The sequence below is a fragment of the Streptomyces spiroverticillatus genome, from assembly GCA_014650415.1.
Classification (GTDB): Bacteria; Actinomycetota; Actinomycetes; order Streptomycetales; family Streptomycetaceae; genus Streptomyces; species Streptomyces spiroverticillatus.
Genome location: BMUX01000014.1, coordinates 17341 through 38074, shown reverse-complemented (window position 1 = coordinate 38074; position 20734 = coordinate 17341). Strand labels below are relative to the sequence as shown.

At 70.2% G+C, this 20734-nt stretch carries 16 protein-coding genes and 3 pseudogenes; 12 read left to right on the top strand and 7 right to left on the bottom strand.

Features of this window, described 5'->3' with window-relative positions:
- Positions 1-147: 147 nt before the first annotated feature.
- On the bottom strand, positions 148-1455 hold the full coding sequence (locus tag IE269_RS30465; RefSeq protein WP_189826446.1) for a PP2C family protein-serine/threonine phosphatase: 1308 nt from the start codon (positions 1453-1455) through the stop codon (positions 148-150).
- Between the two features lie 716 nt (positions 1456-2171).
- Positions 2172-2720: a hypothetical protein gene (locus tag IE269_RS30460; RefSeq protein ID WP_189826445.1), complete on the bottom strand. Its 549-nt coding sequence runs from the start codon at positions 2718-2720 to the stop codon at positions 2172-2174.
- A 200-nt stretch (positions 2721-2920) separates the two neighbouring features.
- On the opposite strand from IE269_RS30460, the gene IE269_RS30455 reads away from it, so the two are divergent.
- On the top strand, positions 2921-3436 hold the full coding sequence (locus IE269_RS30455; protein ID WP_189826444.1) for an ArsR/SmtB family transcription factor: 516 nt from the start codon (positions 2921-2923) through the stop codon (positions 3434-3436).
- A 241-nt stretch (positions 3437-3677) separates the two neighbouring features.
- On the opposite strand, the gene IE269_RS30450 is transcribed toward IE269_RS30455, so the two are convergent.
- Positions 3678-5204 (bottom strand): hypothetical protein, encoded by a 1527-nt coding sequence (locus tag IE269_RS30450; RefSeq protein WP_189826443.1) that lies wholly within the window; start codon positions 5202-5204, stop codon positions 3678-3680.
- Between the two features lie 1093 nt (positions 5205-6297).
- Between IE269_RS30450 and IE269_RS30445 the strand changes: the two genes are divergently transcribed.
- The 4 genes from IE269_RS30445 (at position 6298) to IE269_RS43860 (ending at position 11062) form a co-directional block, all read left to right on the top strand.
- Positions 6298-6771 (top strand): GNAT family N-acetyltransferase, encoded by a 474-nt coding sequence (locus IE269_RS30445; RefSeq protein WP_189826442.1) that lies wholly within the window; start codon positions 6298-6300, stop codon positions 6769-6771.
- A gap of 138 nt (positions 6772-6909) precedes the next feature.
- Entirely contained in the window at positions 6910-8334 is a 1425-nt protein-coding gene (locus IE269_RS30440; RefSeq protein ID WP_189826441.1) for a threonine/serine exporter family protein, read from the top strand.
- Between the two features lie 305 nt (positions 8335-8639).
- Positions 8640-10229: a S1 family serine peptidase gene (locus IE269_RS30435; RefSeq protein WP_189826440.1), complete on the top strand. Its 1590-nt coding sequence runs from the start codon at positions 8640-8642 to the stop codon at positions 10227-10229.
- 218 nt (positions 10230-10447) lie between these two features.
- Entirely contained in the window at positions 10448-11062 is a 615-nt protein-coding gene (locus IE269_RS43860; RefSeq protein ID WP_189826439.1) for a transposase, read from the top strand.
- A gap of 201 nt (positions 11063-11263) precedes the next feature.
- Here the strand turns inward: IE269_RS43860 and IE269_RS30425 are convergent, their stop codons facing one another.
- A complete protein-coding gene (locus tag IE269_RS30425; RefSeq protein WP_189826438.1) occupies positions 11264-14809 on the bottom strand; it encodes an ATP-binding protein in 3546 nt (1181 codons plus the stop codon).
- 574 nt (positions 14810-15383) lie between these two features.
- Between IE269_RS30425 and IE269_RS30420 the strand changes: the two are divergent.
- From IE269_RS30420 to IE269_RS43385, 3 genes and pseudogenes are all read left to right on the top strand, one after another.
- Positions 15384-15596: pseudogene (locus IE269_RS30420) on the top strand (CocE/NonD family hydrolase C-terminal non-catalytic domain-containing protein); the annotation flags it as partial.
- A gap of 124 nt (positions 15597-15720) precedes the next feature.
- Positions 15721-16752, top strand: a complete 1032-nt coding sequence (locus tag IE269_RS30415; RefSeq protein ID WP_229898501.1) for a GNAT family N-acetyltransferase — start codon at positions 15721-15723, stop codon at positions 16750-16752.
- A gap of 59 nt (positions 16753-16811) precedes the next feature.
- Positions 16812-17055: pseudogene (locus IE269_RS43385) on the top strand (transposase family protein); the annotation flags it as partial.
- 316 nt (positions 17056-17371) lie between these two features.
- Here the strand turns inward: IE269_RS43385 and IE269_RS30405 are convergent.
- Both IE269_RS30405 and IE269_RS30400 read right to left on the bottom strand, forming a co-directional pair.
- Positions 17372-17668: a hypothetical protein gene (locus IE269_RS30405; protein WP_189826437.1), complete on the bottom strand. Its 297-nt coding sequence runs from the start codon at positions 17666-17668 to the stop codon at positions 17372-17374.
- Between the two features lie 92 nt (positions 17669-17760).
- Positions 17761-18213 carry a hypothetical protein gene (locus IE269_RS30400; RefSeq protein WP_189826436.1) on the bottom strand — a complete coding sequence of 151 codons (453 nt, stop codon included), beginning with the start codon at positions 18211-18213 and terminating at the stop codon, positions 17761-17763.
- A gap of 291 nt (positions 18214-18504) precedes the next feature.
- Here IE269_RS30400 and IE269_RS30395 point away from each other — a divergent pair, with 291 nt between their 5' ends.
- The 3 genes and pseudogenes from IE269_RS30395 to IE269_RS43855 form a co-directional block, all read left to right on the top strand.
- Complete coding sequence (locus tag IE269_RS30395) at positions 18505-19014, top strand: mycothiol transferase (protein ID WP_189826435.1); 510 nt, start codon at positions 18505-18507, stop codon at positions 19012-19014.
- A 228-nt stretch (positions 19015-19242) separates the two neighbouring features.
- Positions 19243-19383, top strand: coding sequence for a hypothetical protein (locus tag IE269_RS30390; protein WP_189826434.1), 141 nt, complete (start codon positions 19243-19245; stop codon positions 19381-19383).
- Positions 19376-19621 (top strand): annotated as a pseudogene (locus tag IE269_RS43855) (TMEM175 family protein); the annotation flags it as partial. The gene IE269_RS30390 and the pseudogene IE269_RS43855, both read left to right, overlap by 8 nt.
- Before the next feature lie 66 nt (positions 19622-19687).
- Here IE269_RS43855 and IE269_RS43380 read toward each other — a convergent pair.
- Positions 19688-19906 (bottom strand): hypothetical protein, encoded by a 219-nt coding sequence (locus tag IE269_RS43380; RefSeq protein WP_229898502.1) that lies wholly within the window; start codon positions 19904-19906, stop codon positions 19688-19690.
- Between the two features lie 27 nt (positions 19907-19933).
- On the opposite strand from IE269_RS43380, the gene IE269_RS43375 reads away from it, so the two are divergent.
- On the top strand, positions 19934-20548 hold the full coding sequence (locus IE269_RS43375) for a hypothetical protein (protein ID WP_229898503.1): 615 nt from the start codon (positions 19934-19936) through the stop codon (positions 20546-20548).
- Positions 20549-20734 lie beyond the last annotated feature (186 nt).

Here is a 20734-nt window from a genome sequence, read left to right as displayed (position 1 = left end):
GACGTAAGAATGTTACCAACGTGCACTGTTGTCAAAGGGCAAATGTTTTGTGGCGCCGGGGCGATGCCGGGCGCACGCTCTGCCGCGCGAGAAGACCGGCCGTCCGGTGCTCCGAGGAGGGGGAGGGCCGAGGCCCCCGGAGGGCGACTACTGGCCCGGGCCGCTGCGGTGGGACGGGGTGCGGCGCAGGGCCAGGGCGAGGGTGTCGTCGGCGTGCAGGACGACGGTGTGCATGTCGGCGGCGATCGCCGCCGGGATCTCCCGCAGAGGCCGCGCCGCGTGCTTGCGGGCAGCGGTGATCAGCCGGGCCTCGCCGTCGATGGGGTCGCGGCGGCTTTCGGTGAGCCCGTCCGTGTAGAGGACGAGGAGATCTCCGGGTGCCAGTGTTTCGTGGCGCAGGAGGTCGCTGCCCGGCAGGGGATACCCCACCCCTCGCCCGCGTACCGACAGGTAGCTCGCGGTTCCTTCATGCGCGCGCAGCAGCAGGGCGGGGGGATGACTGCCGCCGGCGAGCGTGAGGGCACCGGTGCCCGGATCGAGTCGGGCCAGCAGCACCGTGGCCTGCAGACCCGGCAGGAGCGGGGAGAGCTGACGGTCGACGCGCGCCACGATCGAGTCCAGCGGATGTCCCTCAAGCGCCAGCGTGCGCACGGCGTGTGTCACCGACAGGGCGCTCCTGGTGCTGCCTATCCCGTGCCCCAGTGCGTCGACGACGGTGATGTGCACCGTGCCGTCGGGCAGTTGGAACCAGTCGTAGAGATCGCCACCGGTGGGGGCCGCCGGGTCGGACGGCGCGTAGTGGACGGCCAGCTCCAGCCCGGCGACCGACACCGCGGCAGGGCGCAGCGCATCCTCCATCGCGAGCAGTGTCTGGCCCTGGGCCCACCGCAACTGCTCCTCCCGCTCTTCGAGTTGCAGGTAGAGGGCGAGTACGCCGTCGTTCGTCTCCGACAGTTCGTCCTCCAGGAGCTGCTGCTGGTGCGCAAGCCGGTCCAGGCGCGCCAGCGCGGCGCGCAGCTCCGTCTCGTAGGCCTCGGCGTCGCTGTCGGCGTCCGGACCCGACGGCAGCCCGGGCCGTGGAGCGGGGAGGAAGGGGCCGCTGCGGTCCGGCAGGGGGAGCTGCCACGAGACGGAGTGCGGCAAGGTGTGCGTCGGCGGGAGGGGGAGGAGGGGGAGTTCCACCTGTACCGGCTCGCTTCCGGCGCACAGGCCCGCCAGAGTGAGGCGGACATGCCCGGCGGACGCAGGCGCTGCCGCGTCGGTTGCGGTGTCGAGGGTGACGGAGCCCCCTTCGCGCAGGGTATTCGCGGCGAGCGTGCTCACCGTCAGCACGAGCCGTGCGACGGTCTCCGAGGGGAGACGGTAGAACGTGGCGAGTCGCCTGGTTTCCTGCCGCAGCGAAGCCAGCGTGTTCCACGAGGCGCCCGTACGCACCGGAGGTTCTCCGGCGGTCATCGCGAAGCTCCTCTGCACGCGGTGCGGAAGCCACCGGTGCACCGCACCACCAGTGCCGTGGGCCGTGGAGTTCCGCTGCTGATGCTCATCCCGCGCCCCTCACTCCTGGAACGACTGCGGACCGACCGGAACGCCAGAGCCGTTTCTACCTCAACTATTGCCGTACGGCAATGGAATCACGCGGTGACGACAGACGGACAGGCAGGGCAGCCGCACGGGCATCTCACACCGCCGGCTCCCCTACGACTGCGGCGCGAAGAGCACGCCGTGCCACGGTCGGCCCGACACCTGCCGGACCTCACTGCCGCACTGTTCCGGCAGCCGTTCAGCCGGAATTCCGACCACACCCCTCGTGCCGAGCCCACTCGGTAGCGGCCGGCGGCGAGGCGCGAGGCCGGGCTCGCCTGCCGGCTCCCGACCTCCGGTACGCGATCTGTTTGACCGTCGGCGTCGGAGCGGCGAGTCGGCTGATGAAGGGGGAAGACGGCGAGCACGGCGGCTGCGGCTGACGAGGAAGCCCTCGTAGTCCATGGGCAGTCTGAAGGGCAGGGCGACCGTGAGGCAGAGGAAGCAAGGCCCGAGCACCAGGAGCGCGACATGCACAATGGCCGCGCCGATCCGGCCGGGCCATGTCCACGACGAGCGCGCTCGGCCCGAGTTCACGCGTGCGCCGTTCCCACCGGATCCGACCAGTTCCGGGGGCTTTCCTCGGTTCCTCAGTCCGTGTCGGTCTCGGCCTGGTCCAGTGCGTCGGCAACGAGCCGTACGGCGTAGCCGTGGTCGTCGGCGATGCGGTTGATGTGTTCGGCGATCAGGAACGCGGTGACTTCGAGTGCCTGCATCTCCTCGGGTGTCCAGTCGCCGTACTGGCTGCGCCATCCGTTCGGGCTCAGGCCCGTGCCCGCCGCGATGACCAGGGCGGCCATCGTGGGGATGGTCTGCGGTGGCACGGACCTGGGCATCATGCGCAGCGTGGCCACCAGGTGGGGGACGACGTACTCGATGACGTCCTTGTCGCCCTGTGCGTGTGTCCGGTGCAGCCACTGCATGAACATGTAGATCAGGGTGCAGGTGCCGTCGAGCAGGTCCTGCAGGCCGTCGGCGCCCGCCGATGCAGCGAAGAGCCGGGTCAGTTCCCGGGATTCGGCAGCGCCTTCGTCCGCCGTGCCGGACTCGTGAATTTGCTTGATCCGCGCGTCGACCATGAGCAGCGCTGCTCCCACGTCGCCGACTGGCGCGTCTGCCGGGTCCCATGCTGACGGCACATGTATCTCCTCACCCAAGAGCAACGGGCAGTGAGCCCATCCGTACCGTAGCCCGCGGTCGGACCACTGGTGTGGGGAATGCCGGCCCCGATGCCGTCGGCCGGAACACGACAGCCTCGTCCGATTGCGCCGTGCAGCGAGCCTTTATGGCCTTTGCGTCGTTGAGTCGTGTATCTGTTCGGGCAATGACGAGGGAACTCATGAGCAACAAGAAAAAGGGCCGCAAGCACCGCACCGTGAACCGGACGCCTCGCCCTGTGGCTTCCGGGGCGAGGCACCGTGGAACCCCGGCCCCCGTGCGGGAGTCGTCCCGTGATGTGCCCGACGTGCAGCGCGTCCTCGCGAAGCTGGGCTACAAGAAGGCACCGCGACCTGCTGTCGCCGCCGGGGTGCGGCCGACCTCCGCATCCGTCGAAGAAGCCGGACCGGTCTTCGGTACGGTGCGCAACGGCGGGCTGGGCCACCACGCACACCGCACATGGACCCGACTGGAGACGGTCGGGCAACGAGGCGCGACGGTCGAGGAACTCTGCGAGACGGTCGGCTACCAGGCCCGCACCGTCACCAAGCACCTGGAAGGCCTCTATCGCTACGGCCTGGCCGAGCAGCGGGAGGGAGGGTCGTGGTACGCGACAGGGAAGAGCCAATGGGCGGCGGCGCAGGAGCACGGCATCCCCGGCCCCAGGGCAGAGGGGCGTGAACGCGTGGCACGGTGAGACCACGCACCGGTTCCCGGACGGAGGCGCTGGTCGTCAGCGCCGCTCTGAACGTCAGGACCTCTCAGGGTTCGGCCGTGGGCGCAGGGGTATTCGCAGTGCCATGACGGCAGCGGAGGGTTCCCAGGGGACGGGGAGGCTGGTCACGGCCTTTCTGAACCTCTTCCTGTTCTTGGTCCTTGTCGTGGCGGCCGTGATCTTTGTGATCCACAAGGTGAGGGGCCGGAAGTAGTCCCTGGTCTCAGGGCTGTGACAGGGCGTCCCGGACGGCGGCGACACCGAGGACCAGGTCCGCGTGGAAGCTCTCGTGGAGGTCGAAGTCCCGGGTCATGTCGACGTAGTAGCCGTCCGGCAGCGTCGACTCGGCCCGCGAGAGGTCCTGGTTCAGTTCGTCGAGCTGGTGGATCATCCGGTGGGTGTCACTCAGAGACTGCGTGAGGGCCCCGGTGAGCGAGCCGGCCGGCTGATCGGAGCCGGCCGGCCGATCGGAGGCGGCCGTGCCGGGCCGGCGCACCGCGAGCAGCGCCGCCCGCACCGCCGCGCGCCGGAACTCGGCCAGGGCACGGGAGGCTTCGATCCCGTCGTAGGAGACCTCGTTCGTCCAGGGGTCGTCATGGGCGAGGCCCGCGGCCAGGAACCCGACGCGGCGCGGGACGTCCAGGCCCGCATCCTTCACCGCGTCGAACGTCGGCGCGGCGAGCGCGGCGTCCTGCGCCAGTGCGACCGCGAACGCCCGGGCGTCCTCCCTCGGGAACTCGTCCCGGGTCGCTCGCGTCCCGGACCTCTCGGCCTCCCGCCGGAACCGCTCGACCTGGAGGGCGAGCGCTGCTCCGAGCCGCACGGCCGCCAACTCGGCCGTGGGAAACCGGTGGCGGGCGGCCTCGCGGACCTGCGCGTCGCACTGGGCGAGCCCGGTCGCGTACGCCCGTACCCCGGACGGCACGGGCTCGGCGAACGAGTGCAGCACCGGTACGCCGAAAGGCGGCACGGGGAGCGAAGAGCCGAAGCTCCACAGCCGTGCCACAGGGGCACGGCGAGCGGGGGCTTCTTCCGTACGCGGTGAGCCGCACACCGCGTTACCTGTTGTTGAGCCACACACCTCGTTCAGCCCGGCCCCCAGGTCGAGTACGGGATCCAGCGCGGCCGTCAACTCGCCCAGCAGCTCCGCGAGCCTGACGTCCTCCTCCTCTGCCCCCGCGGCCCGACTCGCCGCTTCGGGCCTCCCGGCCTGCCGCACGCCCGCTGCCGCTGCGAGAAGCCTGTCGACGTGGCGCAGGGTGCGGTGCACCTTCGGCATCGACAGGCCCAACTCGTACCCGATCGCCCCCGGCGCACAGCCCGCAAGCCGAAAGGCAACGACGGAGAGGTGGCGCTCGTTCAGCTCTCCCAGCGGGGCGAGCGCCATCACGAGACGGGCCTGCACCAGGACGTCCGTGCTGCCCTTCCCCAGGAGGGCGGGCACCGTCCCGTCCGCCGGGCGGAGCATCCCGCATCCGCCACCGAGGGTCATCCGGCACGTCCAGGACCGCAGCGCCTGCGCGGTCACCACGGGGGTCGAGGCCTTCTGCACGGTCCCGGCCGTGTTCCCGTCCAGCAGGTCCAGCCACCGGTGGGCCGCCGTCATGGCGTCCTGAGCCAGCCGTGCCGCCTCCACGAGGTCCGTGCCCCGCAGCAGCGAGAGGGCGACGAGTGGCCCTGCGTGCACCTGGTAGTAGTCCCCGAATCCGCGACCGCTGACGGAATCGGTGTCCGCCGGATCTGTCACCACAGTCCAACTCCCTTGCCTGCAAGCCGACTTGAGCTCTCTGTCGGAGTTCAAGGTAGAGGCTCGACGCACTCTGGCGGAAACCGCCCCGATCCCGGCCGGGATCCACGCGGCGGGACTGATTCGCCCGTCGCCGTCGGTGTCCCTCCTCGATGCTCAGGCGGCCGCTCGTGTCGACGTACGTCCGCGTGTGTTGCCGTCCTGGTCGCCGTACGGGCAGAGGCCCGGCCGGTCCGCGACGGCGGCGCCGTAGGCCGTGACGGTGATGCCGTGCCGGGGCAGCCGCCGGCGCTCCAGGACCGACGGGGCCAGCAGCGCGACGCAGTTCGCGGGGCCTCGCGCTCGGCGGTACGAGTGGTGACGAGGGCCTACCCGTCGGCCGCCTCGGATCCTCCGGCGACAGGGCCGAGCAGGTCGTTCACGGCCCGGACGAAGACGCCCGCGGCGACCGCGCTCACGCCGTCGATTCACCCAGGAGCGGACAGTGGCCGCGGCCGCCCCGAAGGGCTCCCGCCACCTGGTGGCGCGTCAGCCGAGCGGGGCACGACCCCGCAGTTCCTGTACCGATCGATGGAGCACCACCCGCACCCCCGGTTCAGGTGCCCGCCCCCTTCGCTGCACCCAGGGCCACGGCACCGGCACCCTCACCAACGGGCCCGGCCCCTACGGCCGCCCCCGGCCGCAGCGTCCGGAAGGACCGGGCGAAGAGGGTGCCGTGCAGGGCGTGCGGCGCCCCGCCGGGCACCGCAGCACCCGGGCCGCCGCGACCCGGTCGCCGGGAGGCACCGATCCGGCGTCGTCCGGTGCACTGACCGGCATGCTCACGAACCCGTCGACGTCACGCAGTGCGTCGCAGGCTGCCCGCACCGCGTCGAGCGGGGCACCGGCCGGCATGCGCATGTCCCGCCAGCCGTGCCGTACGACCTCGGGACCGGGAGGCCGCGCGCCCTTCCACACCAACCAGGGGTACACCCCTTCCGCTGAGAGGTCCGCGGCGTACCGGCGGACGACGCACCGCCGCCCCGCGAAGTACCCCATCGTGCACCCGCAGTGCCCCGTTCACGTACCCGCAACACTCCTCAGGCACCATCGCCGCATGTACATCGAATCCGTCGCCTGGGACCAGCCCGACGCCGTCGCCCTGCGTGCCCGGCAGCGCGCGGAGATGGCCGAGCGGTACGGCACCCCCGACAGCGAGTCCGGCAGCGCGCCGACGGCCGCCGACATCGCGGTGTTCGTGGTGGCCCGGGCGGCCGACGGGACCGCCGTCGGCTGCGGCGGACTGCGCGCCCTGGACGCGGAGTCGGGCGAGGTCAAGCGGATGTACGTGGTCCCCGACCGGCGCGGCACCGGTGTGGCGGCCGCCGTCCTGGCGGCGCTGGAGCAGTGGGCGCAGGCCCGGGGCTGGTCCCGGCTGCGCCTGGAGACCGGCCCCGCGCAACCGGACGCCGTCCGCTTCTACACGCGCTCCGGCTACCGGCGGATCCCCAACTTCGGCGCGTACGAGAAGGTCCCCGACTCCCTCTGCTTCGAACGCCTGCTCCCGCAGGTGTCCGTCCCAGCCCCGTAGCGACCACCGGTCCCGCGCCCGGGTGCGGGACCGAACGGGTGAACCACCGACGGCACCACCAAGCCGCAGGCGTTGCTGCGCCACCCGTCGGCTCCCACGCGTGACTCTTTCGGTAGTTCGCCGAACAGCGAGGGGCTCATGGACGACGGAGCGGAGCGCGACGAGGGCAAGGCGCGCAGAAAACAGGACGACCGTGAGGGGCGCGAAGTCCTCGACCGGCTGAAGCACACGGCCTTCGACGGCTCGGTGGACATCAGCCCCGGCACTCTGTCCGCGCGCGACGCCCGTCGGGTCATGGATTTCGCCCTCCGGCTCGGCCAGGAACTCTTCCTGTGCGGGTTCGACACGCATGCCATCGAGTCCTCCGTGATCGCGGTCTCGACGCAGCTGGGTCTCAACCACCTGGAGATCGACATCACCGCCCGCACCATCCACCTCCAGTACGCTCCGCCGCGCGCGGCCCCGGCATCGATGATGCGCGTGACGCGGACGGGGGCCGATCCCCGCGATCTGCGACGTATGGCGGCACTCCACCGGCTGGTGAACCACGTGGTCGCGGGCCATCTCGACGTGCGGCGGGCCGCCGACGCGCTGCGCCGCATCCAGGCCACCCCGCCGTTCTGGCCCTGGTGGGCGCGCACGGCAGGCGGCGGAGTCCTCGCGGCATCGGTGACCCTCCAGGTGGGCGGCTCGGTAGGGGCAGCTCTCACGGCGGTGGCCGTACTGACGGCGTGCGACCGGACGGGGTGGCTGCTGCTCCGGTACGCGGTGCCGTTCTTCTTCGTCATCGCCACCCAGGCGGCCGTGGCCGTGGGCCTGGGAATCGTCCTGTTCCAAACCGGCCTCATCAACCCGTACAGCACGGCCGTGCTCGCGGCGAACCTGGTGGTGCTGCTGCCGATCGTGCCCCTCATGGCGCTGCCGCAGGACGGCATCACGGGCTATTCCCTGATGGCGGCCACCCGTGCGGTCAACGTGACCACCGCCCTCGCCGGCATGGCCGCCGGAGTGGTCACCGTCGCGGTGCTCGTCGACGAGGCGACGGCGGACCTGTACGCACCACGCATCGACCACGCCGCACTGCCCGTCTGGGCCGGACTCCTCGTCTCGGCGATCGGAGCCCTGGGCAACTGCGTCTCCATGGGCGGTACGCGGCGGCTGCTGCCGGTGGCCCTCGCCGCGGGAGTGCTCGGCGGCACGGTGAACATGGCCATGGCCCAAGTCGTACACGTACCGGCCTTCGCGGTGTTCTGCGCGGCGACGGCACTTGGTGTGGCTGCGGCGGTCTTCAGCCCGGCGCTCCGGGTGCCGTCCGCGGCCGTGATCGTCCCGGGAGCCGCCGGAGCCCTGCTGCCCAGCCTCCAGGTGTACGAGAGCCTGACCCAGCTCTCCGTGGGGCGCGACGGAGCCGGAACGGCCGCGCTGCTCGCACTGCTCTCCACCGCGGCCATCGGCGTCGGCGTCGTCGCGGGCAACCTCATCGGCAATGCCCTGACACGGCTCGCGAACCGCTGGAGGCCCCGATCAGGGCCGGTGAGGACAACGGCTTCCAGATCCCTGTGAACTGGGCCCCACCCCGCCCAACCGGCCTCTCCCTGCCGGTCCGCAGGACGAACAGGATCCCGCACAGAGCCTGCCGGTCGGGAACCCACCGCCTCGTGGACTTCTGCCATGACTTCTGTGCGCCTGCACTGAAACACATCCGAGCGGTTGCTGTGGTGTGCCTGACACACGGGCGAGATCAAGCGGAAGCCCCCCGAGTTCAAGATCGTGTGCACGCGGGACGGCCCGATGCCGTTCCTCCGTAGACGCCCGCCCGGCTTCATGCCCGGCGGAGAACGAACGGGAGTTCACACATGCGCACGTGGATGAGCAGAAGAACGACAGCCGTCCTGACCACCGGGGCAGTGGCGATCACGACCATGGTCACCGCCTCGCCGGCGCAGGCCATCGTGGGCGGCATCGCATCCCCCCAGCCGTATTCGTTCATGGTCTCGCTTCAGTACGACGCTCCCCGCGCGGACGGACACCGGTGCGGGGCCGTGCTCATCGCTCCGCAGTGGGCGGTGACCGCAGGGCACTGCGCCAACTCCCCGACGGGCGCGAAGGCGGGCGTTCCCCGCGGTTGGAAGGTGCGCGTCGGGTCGTTGGACGTCACCAACGGCGGCGAAGTCGCCGAGGTCGACAGGTTCTACCGCCGTCACACCACGTACGACCCCCCGGGCGAGGACATCGCGTTGCTGCACCTGCGCAATCCGGTGCAGGCCAAGCCCGTTCGGGTGGCCGGCAGCACGCCCGCCGTGAAGACGCCCGTCCGCATCCTCGGTTGGGGCCCGTCCTCCGAGGACTGCGACGACTTCAACGACACCACGTGCTTTTCCAACAGGCTGCGCGAAGCCGAAACCGAGGTCGTGCCGGACAGCGAGTGCTGGAACGAGGGCGACGCCGGGTCGGCTTCGACCTTGTGCATCGGCCGCATCACTCCTCCCGTCGGGCCGGGGACGACGGACTCCGGAGGCCCCGCCCTGGTGCGCGCGGGCAGCGAGTGGGAACTGTCGGGAGTGGTCACCGGTGCCAGCGCCAAGGGCGTCAACTTTCCCGGTCTGTACGTCGATGTCACGAAGAACTCCGCCTGGATCAACGGCATCGTGAGCGGAACCGACGTGCCGCCGCTCGACCCGGTCCCGAACGTGGAGGGCGCGGCCAAGGTGGGCGACTGCATGGGTTCCGTGGTGCGCACCCCCACCGCGCGCCCCCAGGACCCGGCGCTGGTGCTGACCAACGGGCACTGCGTGCCGAGCGGTCGTCCCGCACCGGGGAGGGCCCTGGTGGACCGGCCCGCCGATCTGAAGAAGCCGGTCACCATCGCCGACACCGCCGGCTACCCCCAGACCAGTGCCCGCGCGACCCGGCTGGTGTACGCGACGATGACGGGTACCGACATCGCGCTGTACAGGCTGGACAAGACCTACGCCCAGCTGGCCGCGGAGGGCGCGAAGGTCTTCCGGCTGTCCACCACCCCGATGCGCAAGGGGGACCGGTTGACCATGGCCCACGGCTTCCACCGTCCGTCGTGCACGGTGGAGACCGTGGTGCCGCACCTGCGGGAGGACGGCCACCAGCAGGACCGAGCGGTGCGCTACGCCACCGGCGACACCTGCGTCAGCAGGCCCGGCTACTCCGGAACCGCACTGCTGGCACCCGACCTGAACACGGTCGTGGGCATCAACAACACCCACAATCGCGATGGCGAGCAGTGCACCAACAACAACCCCTGCGAGGTCGACCGGAACGGATCCGTGACCGCCGTGAAGGGCCGCGGCTACGGCCAGCAGGTCCACCAGATCGCCGCCTGTCTCACCGAGGGCTCCCGGCTGAAGCTGTCCCGCCCGGGCTGCACGCTGACCAGTGCCACATCGCCGCCGTCAACCACCGCGACCGGCACGGGGACGCCGTAACCACGGCCCGCAGCGGCAGGACCCGGAGGGCTACCGCTTCGTCGGCGGCGGCCACTGCCCTGTTCACACAGGGGGCCTCCCACGGGTGTGTCAGTTCGACGGGATGTGCAGCACCTCTTTGTTTCGACGAGATGCGCAGCATCTCTTTGTTCGCGCATGCGGGGAAGGCAGGCATTGAGCCTTCCCCTTGATCGTGGACATCTGGAGACTGGGACCTGATGTTCCAGAGGAAGTGGCGCCAGGTGCGAATCACGTACACGAAGCGGTGCACCGCGGAGTTCAAAAGGGACGCGATCGCGCTCGTCGGATCGTCGGGCAAGACGGTCACCGCCGTCGCCTGGGAGCTGGGCATCAGCTCGGAGTCCTCGCGCGTCTGGTACCACCGGGCCAAGGCCGACCGTGGCGAGAGCGCCCCGGGAGAGCTCACGACCGCCGAGCGTGAGGAGCTCGAGCGGCTGCGCAAGCGGGCGACCGAGCAGGTGAAGACGATCGGGGTCCTGCGAAGAGCCGCGGTCTTCTTCTTCACCGGGCGGCCGCTCACACCTGGTTCACCACAGCAGACGCCGCCGAAGATGCCCGCCACGATGCCCACGCCGCCGTGTGCGACGCCCTGCTCGCCTTCACTGACGGGCAGAGCACCAGACTCAGCGAGGCCGCCGACCGGCTCGCGATCCCCCTCAATCAGCTGCACGCCTGGAGCCGGGGCATGCACGAACCCGCCTTGGCTGCTGCAACCTCAGGCTCTCATCGACCGCTTCTCCGGTTCCGCCATGCGTCGCGGCGCAGGGCGAGCCAATAAGGGAGGCAGGAAGCGAGGAGGACCAGCCGGGTGAGGAGATGGGTGCGGGACGCCCGCACGGGGCGTGGCTGCTGGGACATGAGGTACTCCGGGGGGCACTTGCTTGGTCGGGTCACCGGGCGGCACCGGGATATTTCCGGTGCCGGCCGTGACATACACCGTGCGGCCACGACTGAAAACTGGCTGAACGCCCACCGAACGAGGCCCTGGTCCGGCATGCCGGTCCAGGTCGACGTCACCCGCTTGTCAATTCGCCCCAGAGCCTTTCGAGGTGCGCGTCAATGCGGCCGGAATACAGGTCCGCACCCTGGGAAGCGGCGAAGGCCCGAGCCTCCTCCAGCAGTTCACAGGCACCTTGCCGGTCTCCCGCTCCGGCTCGCGCGAGCGCAAGGTCCAACAGGGCGGGCACGAACTCCACGCGGGCCTCGCTGGCACGCAGATGCTCCACCGCTCGTTCCAGCAGAGGCAGCGTGCGCTCGTCGGAGGCGGCCAGGGCGACCGCGCGCCAGGCGAGCCCCAGCGTCCGGGGGGTGTTCCAGCGCCGGGCGAGAGCCAGCTCCGCCGCGGCCAGCTCTCTGGCGCGGTCGAACTCGCCCAGTCTGACGAGGTCGAGTGCCGCGTAGCTGCGCCAGGGAATGTAGCCCGGGTTGTCCAGTCGCCAGGAGGCTACGCGACGCCCGCAGTCCAGGAAGTGTGCCACCGCCTGCCGTGCATCGTCCCGAGCCGAGCACACCATGCCCTGCACGAACTTCACCACCGTCAATTCCCAGGACCGGGGATCTGCTTGGTCGGCAGCATCCGCGAGCAGGCGGTCGGCCTCGTCGGTCCGGCCGAGGCCGAGCAATGCGTGCGCATACTGTGCGACGAGCGCCGCAGGACGGGAAGCCGGGTGTTGCGGTGCGGCAGACGCCACGAGCGCGCACTCCCTGAGTGCGTGCCCGTATTCGCCCCGGCGCAGCAGCACTTCGGCCCGCAGGACGAGCCGGAAGACGTCGGCGGCGCCGAAGTAGCGATCGTCGCGCTGTGCGCAGAGTTCCCACGCAAGGCAGAGGTTCTCCGACCACACCGCAAGGTGCGCCAAGATCCCTGACAGCTCGGTCGGCAGCTGTCCCCAGCCCCGGCCGGCTCCCTGGCCGCGGGCCTCCGCTGCCGGGAATCGGGCCAGCGCCTGCTGCGCGCTGCATCGCACCTCGAACGCATCGGCCCAGGCGAGGACCGCATCGGCGGCCGGATCCTTCGAAGCCGGGCCGTCCCGGTGTTCGGCCCGCAGCCGCCGGACGAATACGGACCACGTCTCCTGGGTGAGGGCGGCGACCGTCCATGAGGCGGCCCGCAGCGCTGAGGCCGTGGCAGGATCGCGGCGTGCGGTCTCGGCCACCACCTCATCCATGAGCACGATGGCCTCCTCACCGCGGTACTGGGCGGTCAAGGCCCAGGCCAGCGGAATCAGTGCGGTGGGCACGGCCCCCCGGGCACGCTGGAGCGCCAGCGCCTCCTCGAAACGGGCCGGTGCCGCCGCCGGATTGACCAATGTCTCGAGCTGACCGAGCCGCAGGAGGACCGCATCACGTGCGGAGGGGGCGACGATCCGCAGCGCTGCCCGCACATGGTCCCTCGCCTCACTGATCAGGTTGAGCCGCAGGCACGCGTCTGCGGCATCGAGGAGCACCACCGTCCAGGAGGACCACTGGGCGCCGGTGAGTTCGCGCAGGTACCGGGCCGCCTGCCGGGCGTCCTGCCCTTGCACTTTGGCCTGCCCCGCTGCAGCCACGCACATTGCTGCGCTCTCCTGAGGGTCGGTCAGCCGACGCAGTACTTGCGTCACCAGCGGGTGGGGGAGTGCGGGCGGGTCGGCGCGGTCCAGCACGCCCACTGATGCCAGCAGTTCGCATCGGTCCCGCACCGTCGTTACGGGTTCGTCGCAGGCCGCTGCCAGGATCTCCACTGTGACCGGGCCGTCCGACAGGACCGCCAGGGCCCGCAGCATACGCGCGCCTTCCGCGGAGTAGCGGCCTAACTGCTGCGCCAGGGCACGCGAGTACCGACCTCCGGGCATGCGCGAGGGTAGTCGCGCGGAGGCCGGGAGGGTGGCCAGGTCGGTCAGAAGGGCCACGACGAGCAGGGGGATCCCCGCGGTGGCGCGCAGGACCTGCCCCGCCAGGGACGGCGCGCGGTCGGCGCCCGCTGCGGCTGCGCAGAGCGCGGTTACGGCGGTCGCGTCCAGCGCGCCGAGCCTCAACAGCGCGGTTGCGGCACCTTCCACCGCGGAATGCCAGGCGGCGGCACCCGGATCCCAGGGTTGTTCGTTCACCGTCACCACGAGCAGGACGCGCGAAGTGCGCAGTCGGCGGGCCAGGACCGACAGCAGGCGCGAGGCCCGTTCGCCCGACGGGGACGCGTCGTCGACGAGAATGACCGTCGGATGCCCGTCCGTCCCCGGGGCGCCGCACACCAGTTCTGCGATGGCGTGGTCGGTGCAGGTCGATATACCGGCACTGGCCGCACCCAGACGGGCCAGCACCTCCTCCACGAATCCGAGCGGATGCTCGTCGTGCGTGGCCGGGTGCGCGTGGATGTGGATACGGCGTACGTGGGGCAGCCGGAGGGCCAACTCGTCAAGAAACCGGGACTTGCCGTGGCCCGGGGCACTGGACACCACCGCCAGTCCGCCCGCACCTGCTGCGGCGTTTTCCGCCAGGACGAGGATCTGCGCCAGTGCCGAGTCCCTTCCGATGAGGGGCCCTTGCCTTCCGGCGATGGGCCGATGCGGGGCGGTAGTCCACGCGTCGGTCGGTGCGGGGGCCGACGCCGCCGGAGGAGCGATGCCTTCCGCCCCACCTGTCGGCGTGCTGATCGTCCATGCGTCGTCCGTACCTGGGCCGGCCGCCCCCGTACTGTCCTCCGCAAGGCCGCTCTCCGTCGGTTCACCGGCACGCGCGGTACCCTGCCCAAGGCGGCTGCCGCCCCGCAGCGAAGGCAGCGTCTGTTCCCAGGAGCCCTCCGCAGGTGGGGTAGCCGGCTCGCCGGACAGGACCAGCGCGTGCAAGGCCCGCAATTCGTGGCTGGGGTCGATACCGAGGTGGTCCACGAGGATGCGGCGGGCACGGGAGTAGACGTCCAACGCCTCACTCTGGCAGCCGTGTTGATACAGTGCGCGCATCAGCAACGCGTACAGCCGTTCCCGCAGAGGGTGTTCCACGACCAGCGTCCGCAACTGGTCGGCTGCCCGGTCCGGATGTCCGTGGGCGATCATGACATCGAGAGCGTTCTCCCGCAGCGTGAGTCTGCGTTCGGCGAGCGCGCCCCGCCAGCGTGCGGCGTAGGGGCCCGGGATCCCGGCGAGAGGCTCACCGCCGAACAGTCCGAGGGCGTTTGCGTACAGCCGGTCGGCCGCCCTCAGGTCGGCCCGACTCCTTGCCAGCTCCGCCTCGGCGGTGAGGCGGTCCAGTACACCTAGGTCGGTCTGCGCGTCGTCGATCTTGAGCTGGTAGCCGCCGTGGCCGGACAGCAGGATCGTTGCGGGGGTGCGCGGTCTGCGTCCCGGTTCCAGTACGCGGCGCAGCGCGGCCACGTGCGTCTGGATCACTCCGATGCCGCTCGCCGGAATGGCTTCCTCGTAGAGGGCCTCCAGCAGGGCCTGCGCCGACACCCACTGTCGACGGCGCAGTACCAGGGCACACAGCACCGCACGCCGCTGCGGCGGGCCCAGGGCCAGCTTCGCCTCGCCTCGGTACGCCTCCACGCCGTCCAGCAATGCGAAGTGCACCTCGACAGACGACATGGGTCGCCACTCCTCGTCGTGCATGTGTCCCCCTGAACGCCGCCCCGCAGTCTTGCCCAAGGCTAGTCGGTACCCGGCTGACCAGCGAAAACGGTCGGCTCACGGAGTGCCGGCCCGGCTGACGTGATCCACGCTGCCCGAACGGCACGCCGGCTCCGGTGACGTCGGCCATCGCACCACACGCAGTGCGGCACCTCGGTCTGTGTCTCTGAACGGCAGCAGCTCAACGGCACCAGCGGCTTCCAGCCTGGGGCACCGTGGACGCGGCGTGCCTGCCCCAGGGCCGTCCCGACCGCCGGGCCGCAGGCGCATGATCTCCTCGGTGGCGAAGGGGCCCGGCTACGTCCCCGGCGCGGAGCAGCTCTACCTCATCGCCTTGGACGATGCCGGCTCGGCAGCCCGCTCTTGTGGGCCCAGCCGTTTTCTGCGTGGGGCGTAGTCGGCTCAACCACGCCTGTGGGAGCGGCTTTTGCTGTGGCGGAGGCTGCCACTGGCAGCCGGATGCCGCTCACGTGCTGCGGCAATCCAGAAGGAGGGCCTTCGGCGATCGCCCTCGGGGTGACTCAACAGCAGCATCCTGAGCGCCAGTTACCGCGAGTCGCTCAGCGATCCGAAGCCGGTCGTCCCGGGCAAGGTGTACGAATACACCATCAAGGTGTGGCCGACCAGTAACGTCTTCAAGAAAGGCCACCGGATCCGGCTCGACCTCTCCTCCAGCCACTACCCGCAGTTCGACCCGACCCGGACGCGCACCGCACGGCAGACGGTGCTGCACGACGCCGCGCACCCCTCGAAGGTGACCCTCCCGGTGATCCCGGACGGCGGCCGGGACAAGGGCAGCGCCACACCCCCCAGAAGTGACGCAGCCCCGATCTCGACGACTTCGACGACTTCCGACAGAGAGGCAGGACATGCAGGACGTACGCCTGGCCCGGACGGCCGACTACCCGACACTCGTGCGGTGCGTACAGCAGTGGTGGGGCGACAGCCGCACCCCCGAACAGGCACGGGAGCTCTCGCTGCTGCTGCCCCGGCTGTTCCTCCAGCACTTCGCGCACACCAGTCTGGTCCTGGAGGACGAGAGCGGGATCCGGGCGTTCCTCGTGGGCTTCCACTCCACCGACCACGCGCACGAGGCGTACGTCCACTTCGTCGGCGTGGACCCCGAACTGCGCAAGCGGGGAGTGGCCCGTCGGCTCTACACCGCCTTCTTCGAACGCGCGGCAGCGGCGGGACGCACCGAGGTGCGCGCGATCACCTCGCCGCAGAACACCGGATCCATCGCCTTCCACCGGGCCCTGGGCTTCGAACCGGACACGGGCGACCGCACGGTGGACGGAGTCCCCGTGCACAGCGACTACGACGGCCCGGGCCAGGACCGGGTGGCGTTCCGCAGGAAGCTCGGCGCGCCGGAAGTGCGCACACTGGATCCCTTCTCGACGCGCGCTGCGGTGCCACAGGACTTCGACACCGTCGTCGCGGTGGTCGACGACTGGTGGGGCCGACCCGCCTCCCGCGACCTGACCCGGGTGTTCGTGAACCACTTCTACGACACCAGCCTGGTGGCCGAGCACGACGGCGAGCTGGCAGGCTTCGTCATCGGCTTCCTCTCCCCCTCCAACCCGCACGAGGCGTACATCCACTTCACCGGAGTGGCCCCCGACCGGCGACGCACCGGGCTGGGCCGCTTCCTCTACGAGCGGTTCTTCGACATGGCCCGTGCCAACGGCCGCACCTGCGTCAAGGCCATCACCTCCCCGCAGAACGACCGTTCCATCGCCTTCCACCGGGCTCTCGGCTTCGTCCCCTCCGCCCCCCATCGCGGACTACGACGGCCCCTCCTTGGACCGGGTCACCTTCCGGCGCGAACTCTGAGCGCGGCGGGCGTGATCCTTTTCCAACCTGCTGGCGTGGTCCGTCAGTTGGTCGGCTCTGCAGCATGACAAAGCTCCTGGTAGACGGTGTCACGACCACAATCCACCGTGCTGCGCAGGAGCTTCGCGTGCTTGTCTACCCGCCGGCGATCGATCGGTCAGACATGCATCTGCGCTACCTCGCCCGCCAGTTGACATTGCAGCGCGCGGAGATTGGCGTCCGGCGGCGGCGCCTGACGGCCGGGCGGCAGGCCCTGCTCGCTCTCGACCATCTGCGATGCGGTGAACACCTACGCTCCGCTCGCCGCCGGGTTGGGCATCGGGATCGCCACCGCTTACCGCTGCATATGCGAGGCGAGCGATGTCCTGGCCACCCACGACCTGACCGCCGCCCGGACGCGCGGCATGGTCGACGCCCTGACCGGTGCCGGACTCAAGTGCCGGCGACTACTGCGGAAACTCCGCTGCTGCCCCGACCCCACCGCGTACCTCGCGGAGGCAACCGTGAAGTCCCGGCTGGGGCGGATACTGCACAGGCTCGAACTCCGGGACCGGGTACGGGCTGTGATCTTCGCCCACGAGAACGGCCTCCTACCCTCCCCGGCATGACACCGCGGTTCAGGGCCTCGTGGGGTGTCCGGACCCGCCGTGTCGCCGCAACACCGGCGACACGGCGGCTGAGACTGACCTACGCCTCGTAGAACATGAACCAGCTGTTCTGCGCGGAGTTGAAGACGCACGTGGTGGCGTCGACCCACCAGTATTCGTTCTTGTACGAAGCCGCCTTGGCCCAGCAGGCGCCCGCGGTCGCGAACGCGGCGTAGAACGTCCACTCCGTGCCGGGGGCGTTCACCGCTTTGGTGACGGGCACGGTACGGACGGCCTCGGGCGCGCTCGCCGCTGCGGCGGTGTGCACGCCGACCGCGGGAGTGAACAGGGCCAACATCACTGCGGCCGTCGAGAGTCGCTTCGCGACTGAATTCATGGTGCAGCCTCACTCACGTACTGGATTCGGATGTGGGGGAATTGAGGAGGGAGGGGGAGATGGAGCGGCACACGGGACAGGTGCCGGTCCGGTCAGTCCTTCGTCCAGATGAAGATGTAGGCGTTGCCGCCGGACATCTTTTCCGTGGCGTCGACAACGTTGTACATCTCCGTGTGCACGCCGAAGGTCTTCGCCTTCCACAGCTGGAGCCCATGGGCGTTGAAGTCCGAGACGGAGACCTGGGCGCTGGACGACTGCTGGTTGTCCTGGGCCTGGCAGAGCACGATGGGCCCCGTCTGGATGCCCTTCCACCAGGTGACCCCGGACAGCCTCAGCTGGATCGAGATCTGGCCGGGCGCCGCGCCTCCGGGGAGGACGGTGGCCTGGACGATGTCGCCGTCCGGAAGGCGCTCCCCGTTGAGGAGTTGCTGGAAGTGGATTCCCTCGGCCGCCGTCGCGGTCGACGTGTGGCCGATCACCTGTACGGAGCCGATCAAGGCCGTCATCAGTGCGACGGTCGGCAGCCTCTTGACAGTTGAACGCATAGCGCCACCTTTCCTGGTGAGCTTCGGGGATCGGGATTCGATCACCGGAACCCAGAGTGGCGGTTTTGGATCTTCATCTTTATGGGGCGCGCGGGGGCGCTCGATTCGCTCTGCATCAGGTGAATGCTTCAACACGCCCTTTCCGTGCGGACAATAGGAAGAGGCTGGGTGTGACTTCCGGGGAATTCGACAGTCGCCGCCGAACCCGGTGAAGCCCGAGCCACCTTCACCATCGACGCGGCCCGAGAACCAACACGGCGCTTCGGGCCCACATGGCCGACCATGGAGGGCATGAACACTCAACAGGTGCTGTCCGACGCGTTCGGTCGCGTCCAGGAAGAAGTCCACGCAGTCGTCGACGGGCTCTCTGCCGAACAGCTCGCGTTCCGGCCGGACGGCCACGGGAATTCGATCGGGTGGCTGATCTGGCACCTCACGCGCGTGCAGGACGACCACGTCGCCGACGCCGCCGGGCTGGACCAGGTATGGGTGGGCGACCGCTGGTGCGACCACTTCGGCCTGCCGTTCGCTGCCGAGGACATCGGTTACGGCCACACGGAGGCACAGGTCGCCTCCGTACGCTCCGTCACGGCAGCCCAATTGCGCGGCTACTTCGACGCCGTGCACGAGCAGACCCTGACGTACGTCGGCAAGCTCTCCGGCCCGGCGCTCGACCGCGTCGTCGACGAAAGGTGGACACCGCACGTCACCCTGGGCGTCCGGCTCATCAGCGTGATTTCCGACGACCTCCAGCACGTGGGCCAGGCGGCTTACGTCCGGGGCCTGTTGAAGAGCGACTGACCAAAGGCGTGCCGTCCAGACCCGTACGCAGACTGTCCGGTCCGACCAGGGACCTGGACGTGCTCGTCACGCAGGGCTCGGCGGAGGTCCCGTCCGGCCTGCCGACGTGAGCCCAGCGCCCGGCGGGCGGTCCCCGTAGGGAGACCCCCCACGGTCCCTTACTCCCGGCCCCCGCCGACCGTCGACGTACGCGGGCCCATAGCCGTGTGGAGGAAGAGGACGACGCCCGTGATCATCCTGGCGCTGGGCATCCTGATCGCGCCCACTCCTGTCGGACAGGGCATCGCGGACTTCCCGCAACAGCTCGCGCAGGCCACGTCGTCGCCACACCCCGGACGCTTGGGAGCGTGGACGAACGGCAATGCTTGACCGGAGCCCGGGCTTTCCCCCTGAACGGCTCGTCTTCTTCACAAACGCGTTGTTCGCGATCGCCGTGACGTTGTTCGCCGTCGAATTGGAACGCCCCGACGCGACGGAACTGTCCTCGGCCTCCGAGTTGGGCCACTTCCTGCTCGAACAGCGGAACTCCTACCTGGCGTTCCCTCTGGCGTTCATTCTCCTGTGGTCCGTGTGGCGAAGCCACCACAAGCTGATGGTCGATATCGTCGTTTTGTCGAAGTCCTACTCGTACTGTCCAGCGCCGCCTGCTGACGCGAGCTCGGCACCGTGCGGCTCAACGCTCCAGCTCCCTTGCGTTCCCCGCGGTGCCGAGCCCGCCGCAGGAGTCGTGCCAGTACGACCGGGACCAGCACAGGGTCCCGGTCGGAGAGAGCACGGTGGCCCTGCCCGACGAACTGACGGAGTTGCTGCGGGAGGTGGAGCGCCGTATCGAGCAGTTCACCGCCGACACCCCGGTCGTGCCCCTGAAGGCGCTGCACCATCTGGAGGTCATGACAGCTGGCAGCTCACCCTGGCCACGGTGGCGGTCGTTGTCGTCACCCTGGCGCTGCTCATCGGCTCCTGCACGTTCCTTACCGGCTTCGACGGCCCCGGCGACCTGCTCGTTTATCCCGTCCTTGCCCTCAGCCTCATCGTCGGACTGGCACCCGCGGCCCTGTGCGCCCGGGCGGCGGGGAACCCCGGAAAGCCCGGGGCCCGATGGCGGGTGCTCGGGGGCGTGGCGCTGGGCGGTCTGGGGCTGTTCGCGGCGACGCTTGCGGTCGGGGTCGGGGCGTACAGCTCGGGGATCCTCAAGATCTACGAACCGCCCCGGCTCACCGAAGGCGACATGGTCGGCACCTGGACGGACGGCGACGGCGCAAGCCTCCGCTTCGCGGCGGACGGCACGGTGACGGCGAAGCGCGTCAAGGAGTACGACGCCACGGGTGAGCAGTCCGGTGCCTACAACTGCACCGGGAAATGGCAGTTGACCGAGAGCGAGGGTGCCGTCCGGCCGTACGAGCTCGGCATCGCGGACTGCGCGAGCCTGCGCTTCGGCTGGGACCTCGGCGGTACGGAGGAACACCCGACGGTCTTCACCTGGATCGGCAAGCCGGACTCGGGTGAGCGGTACATCCTCACGCGGCAGCGGTAAGCCGTCCGGTGGTGAGGTCCCGGGCCTGGCCGGGTGTCGGGGCGCGGTCGTGCCGCCCTCGATCCGTGGCCTCCACAGGTGCAGGTCACGGGCCTGGCGTGGGCTGGGGCTGGCGAGTTCGGGCTGGCCGGGGGCGAGATCGTCGGCACGTGATCGTCCGTCACGCGTGAGGTCTGGCGTTCCGGG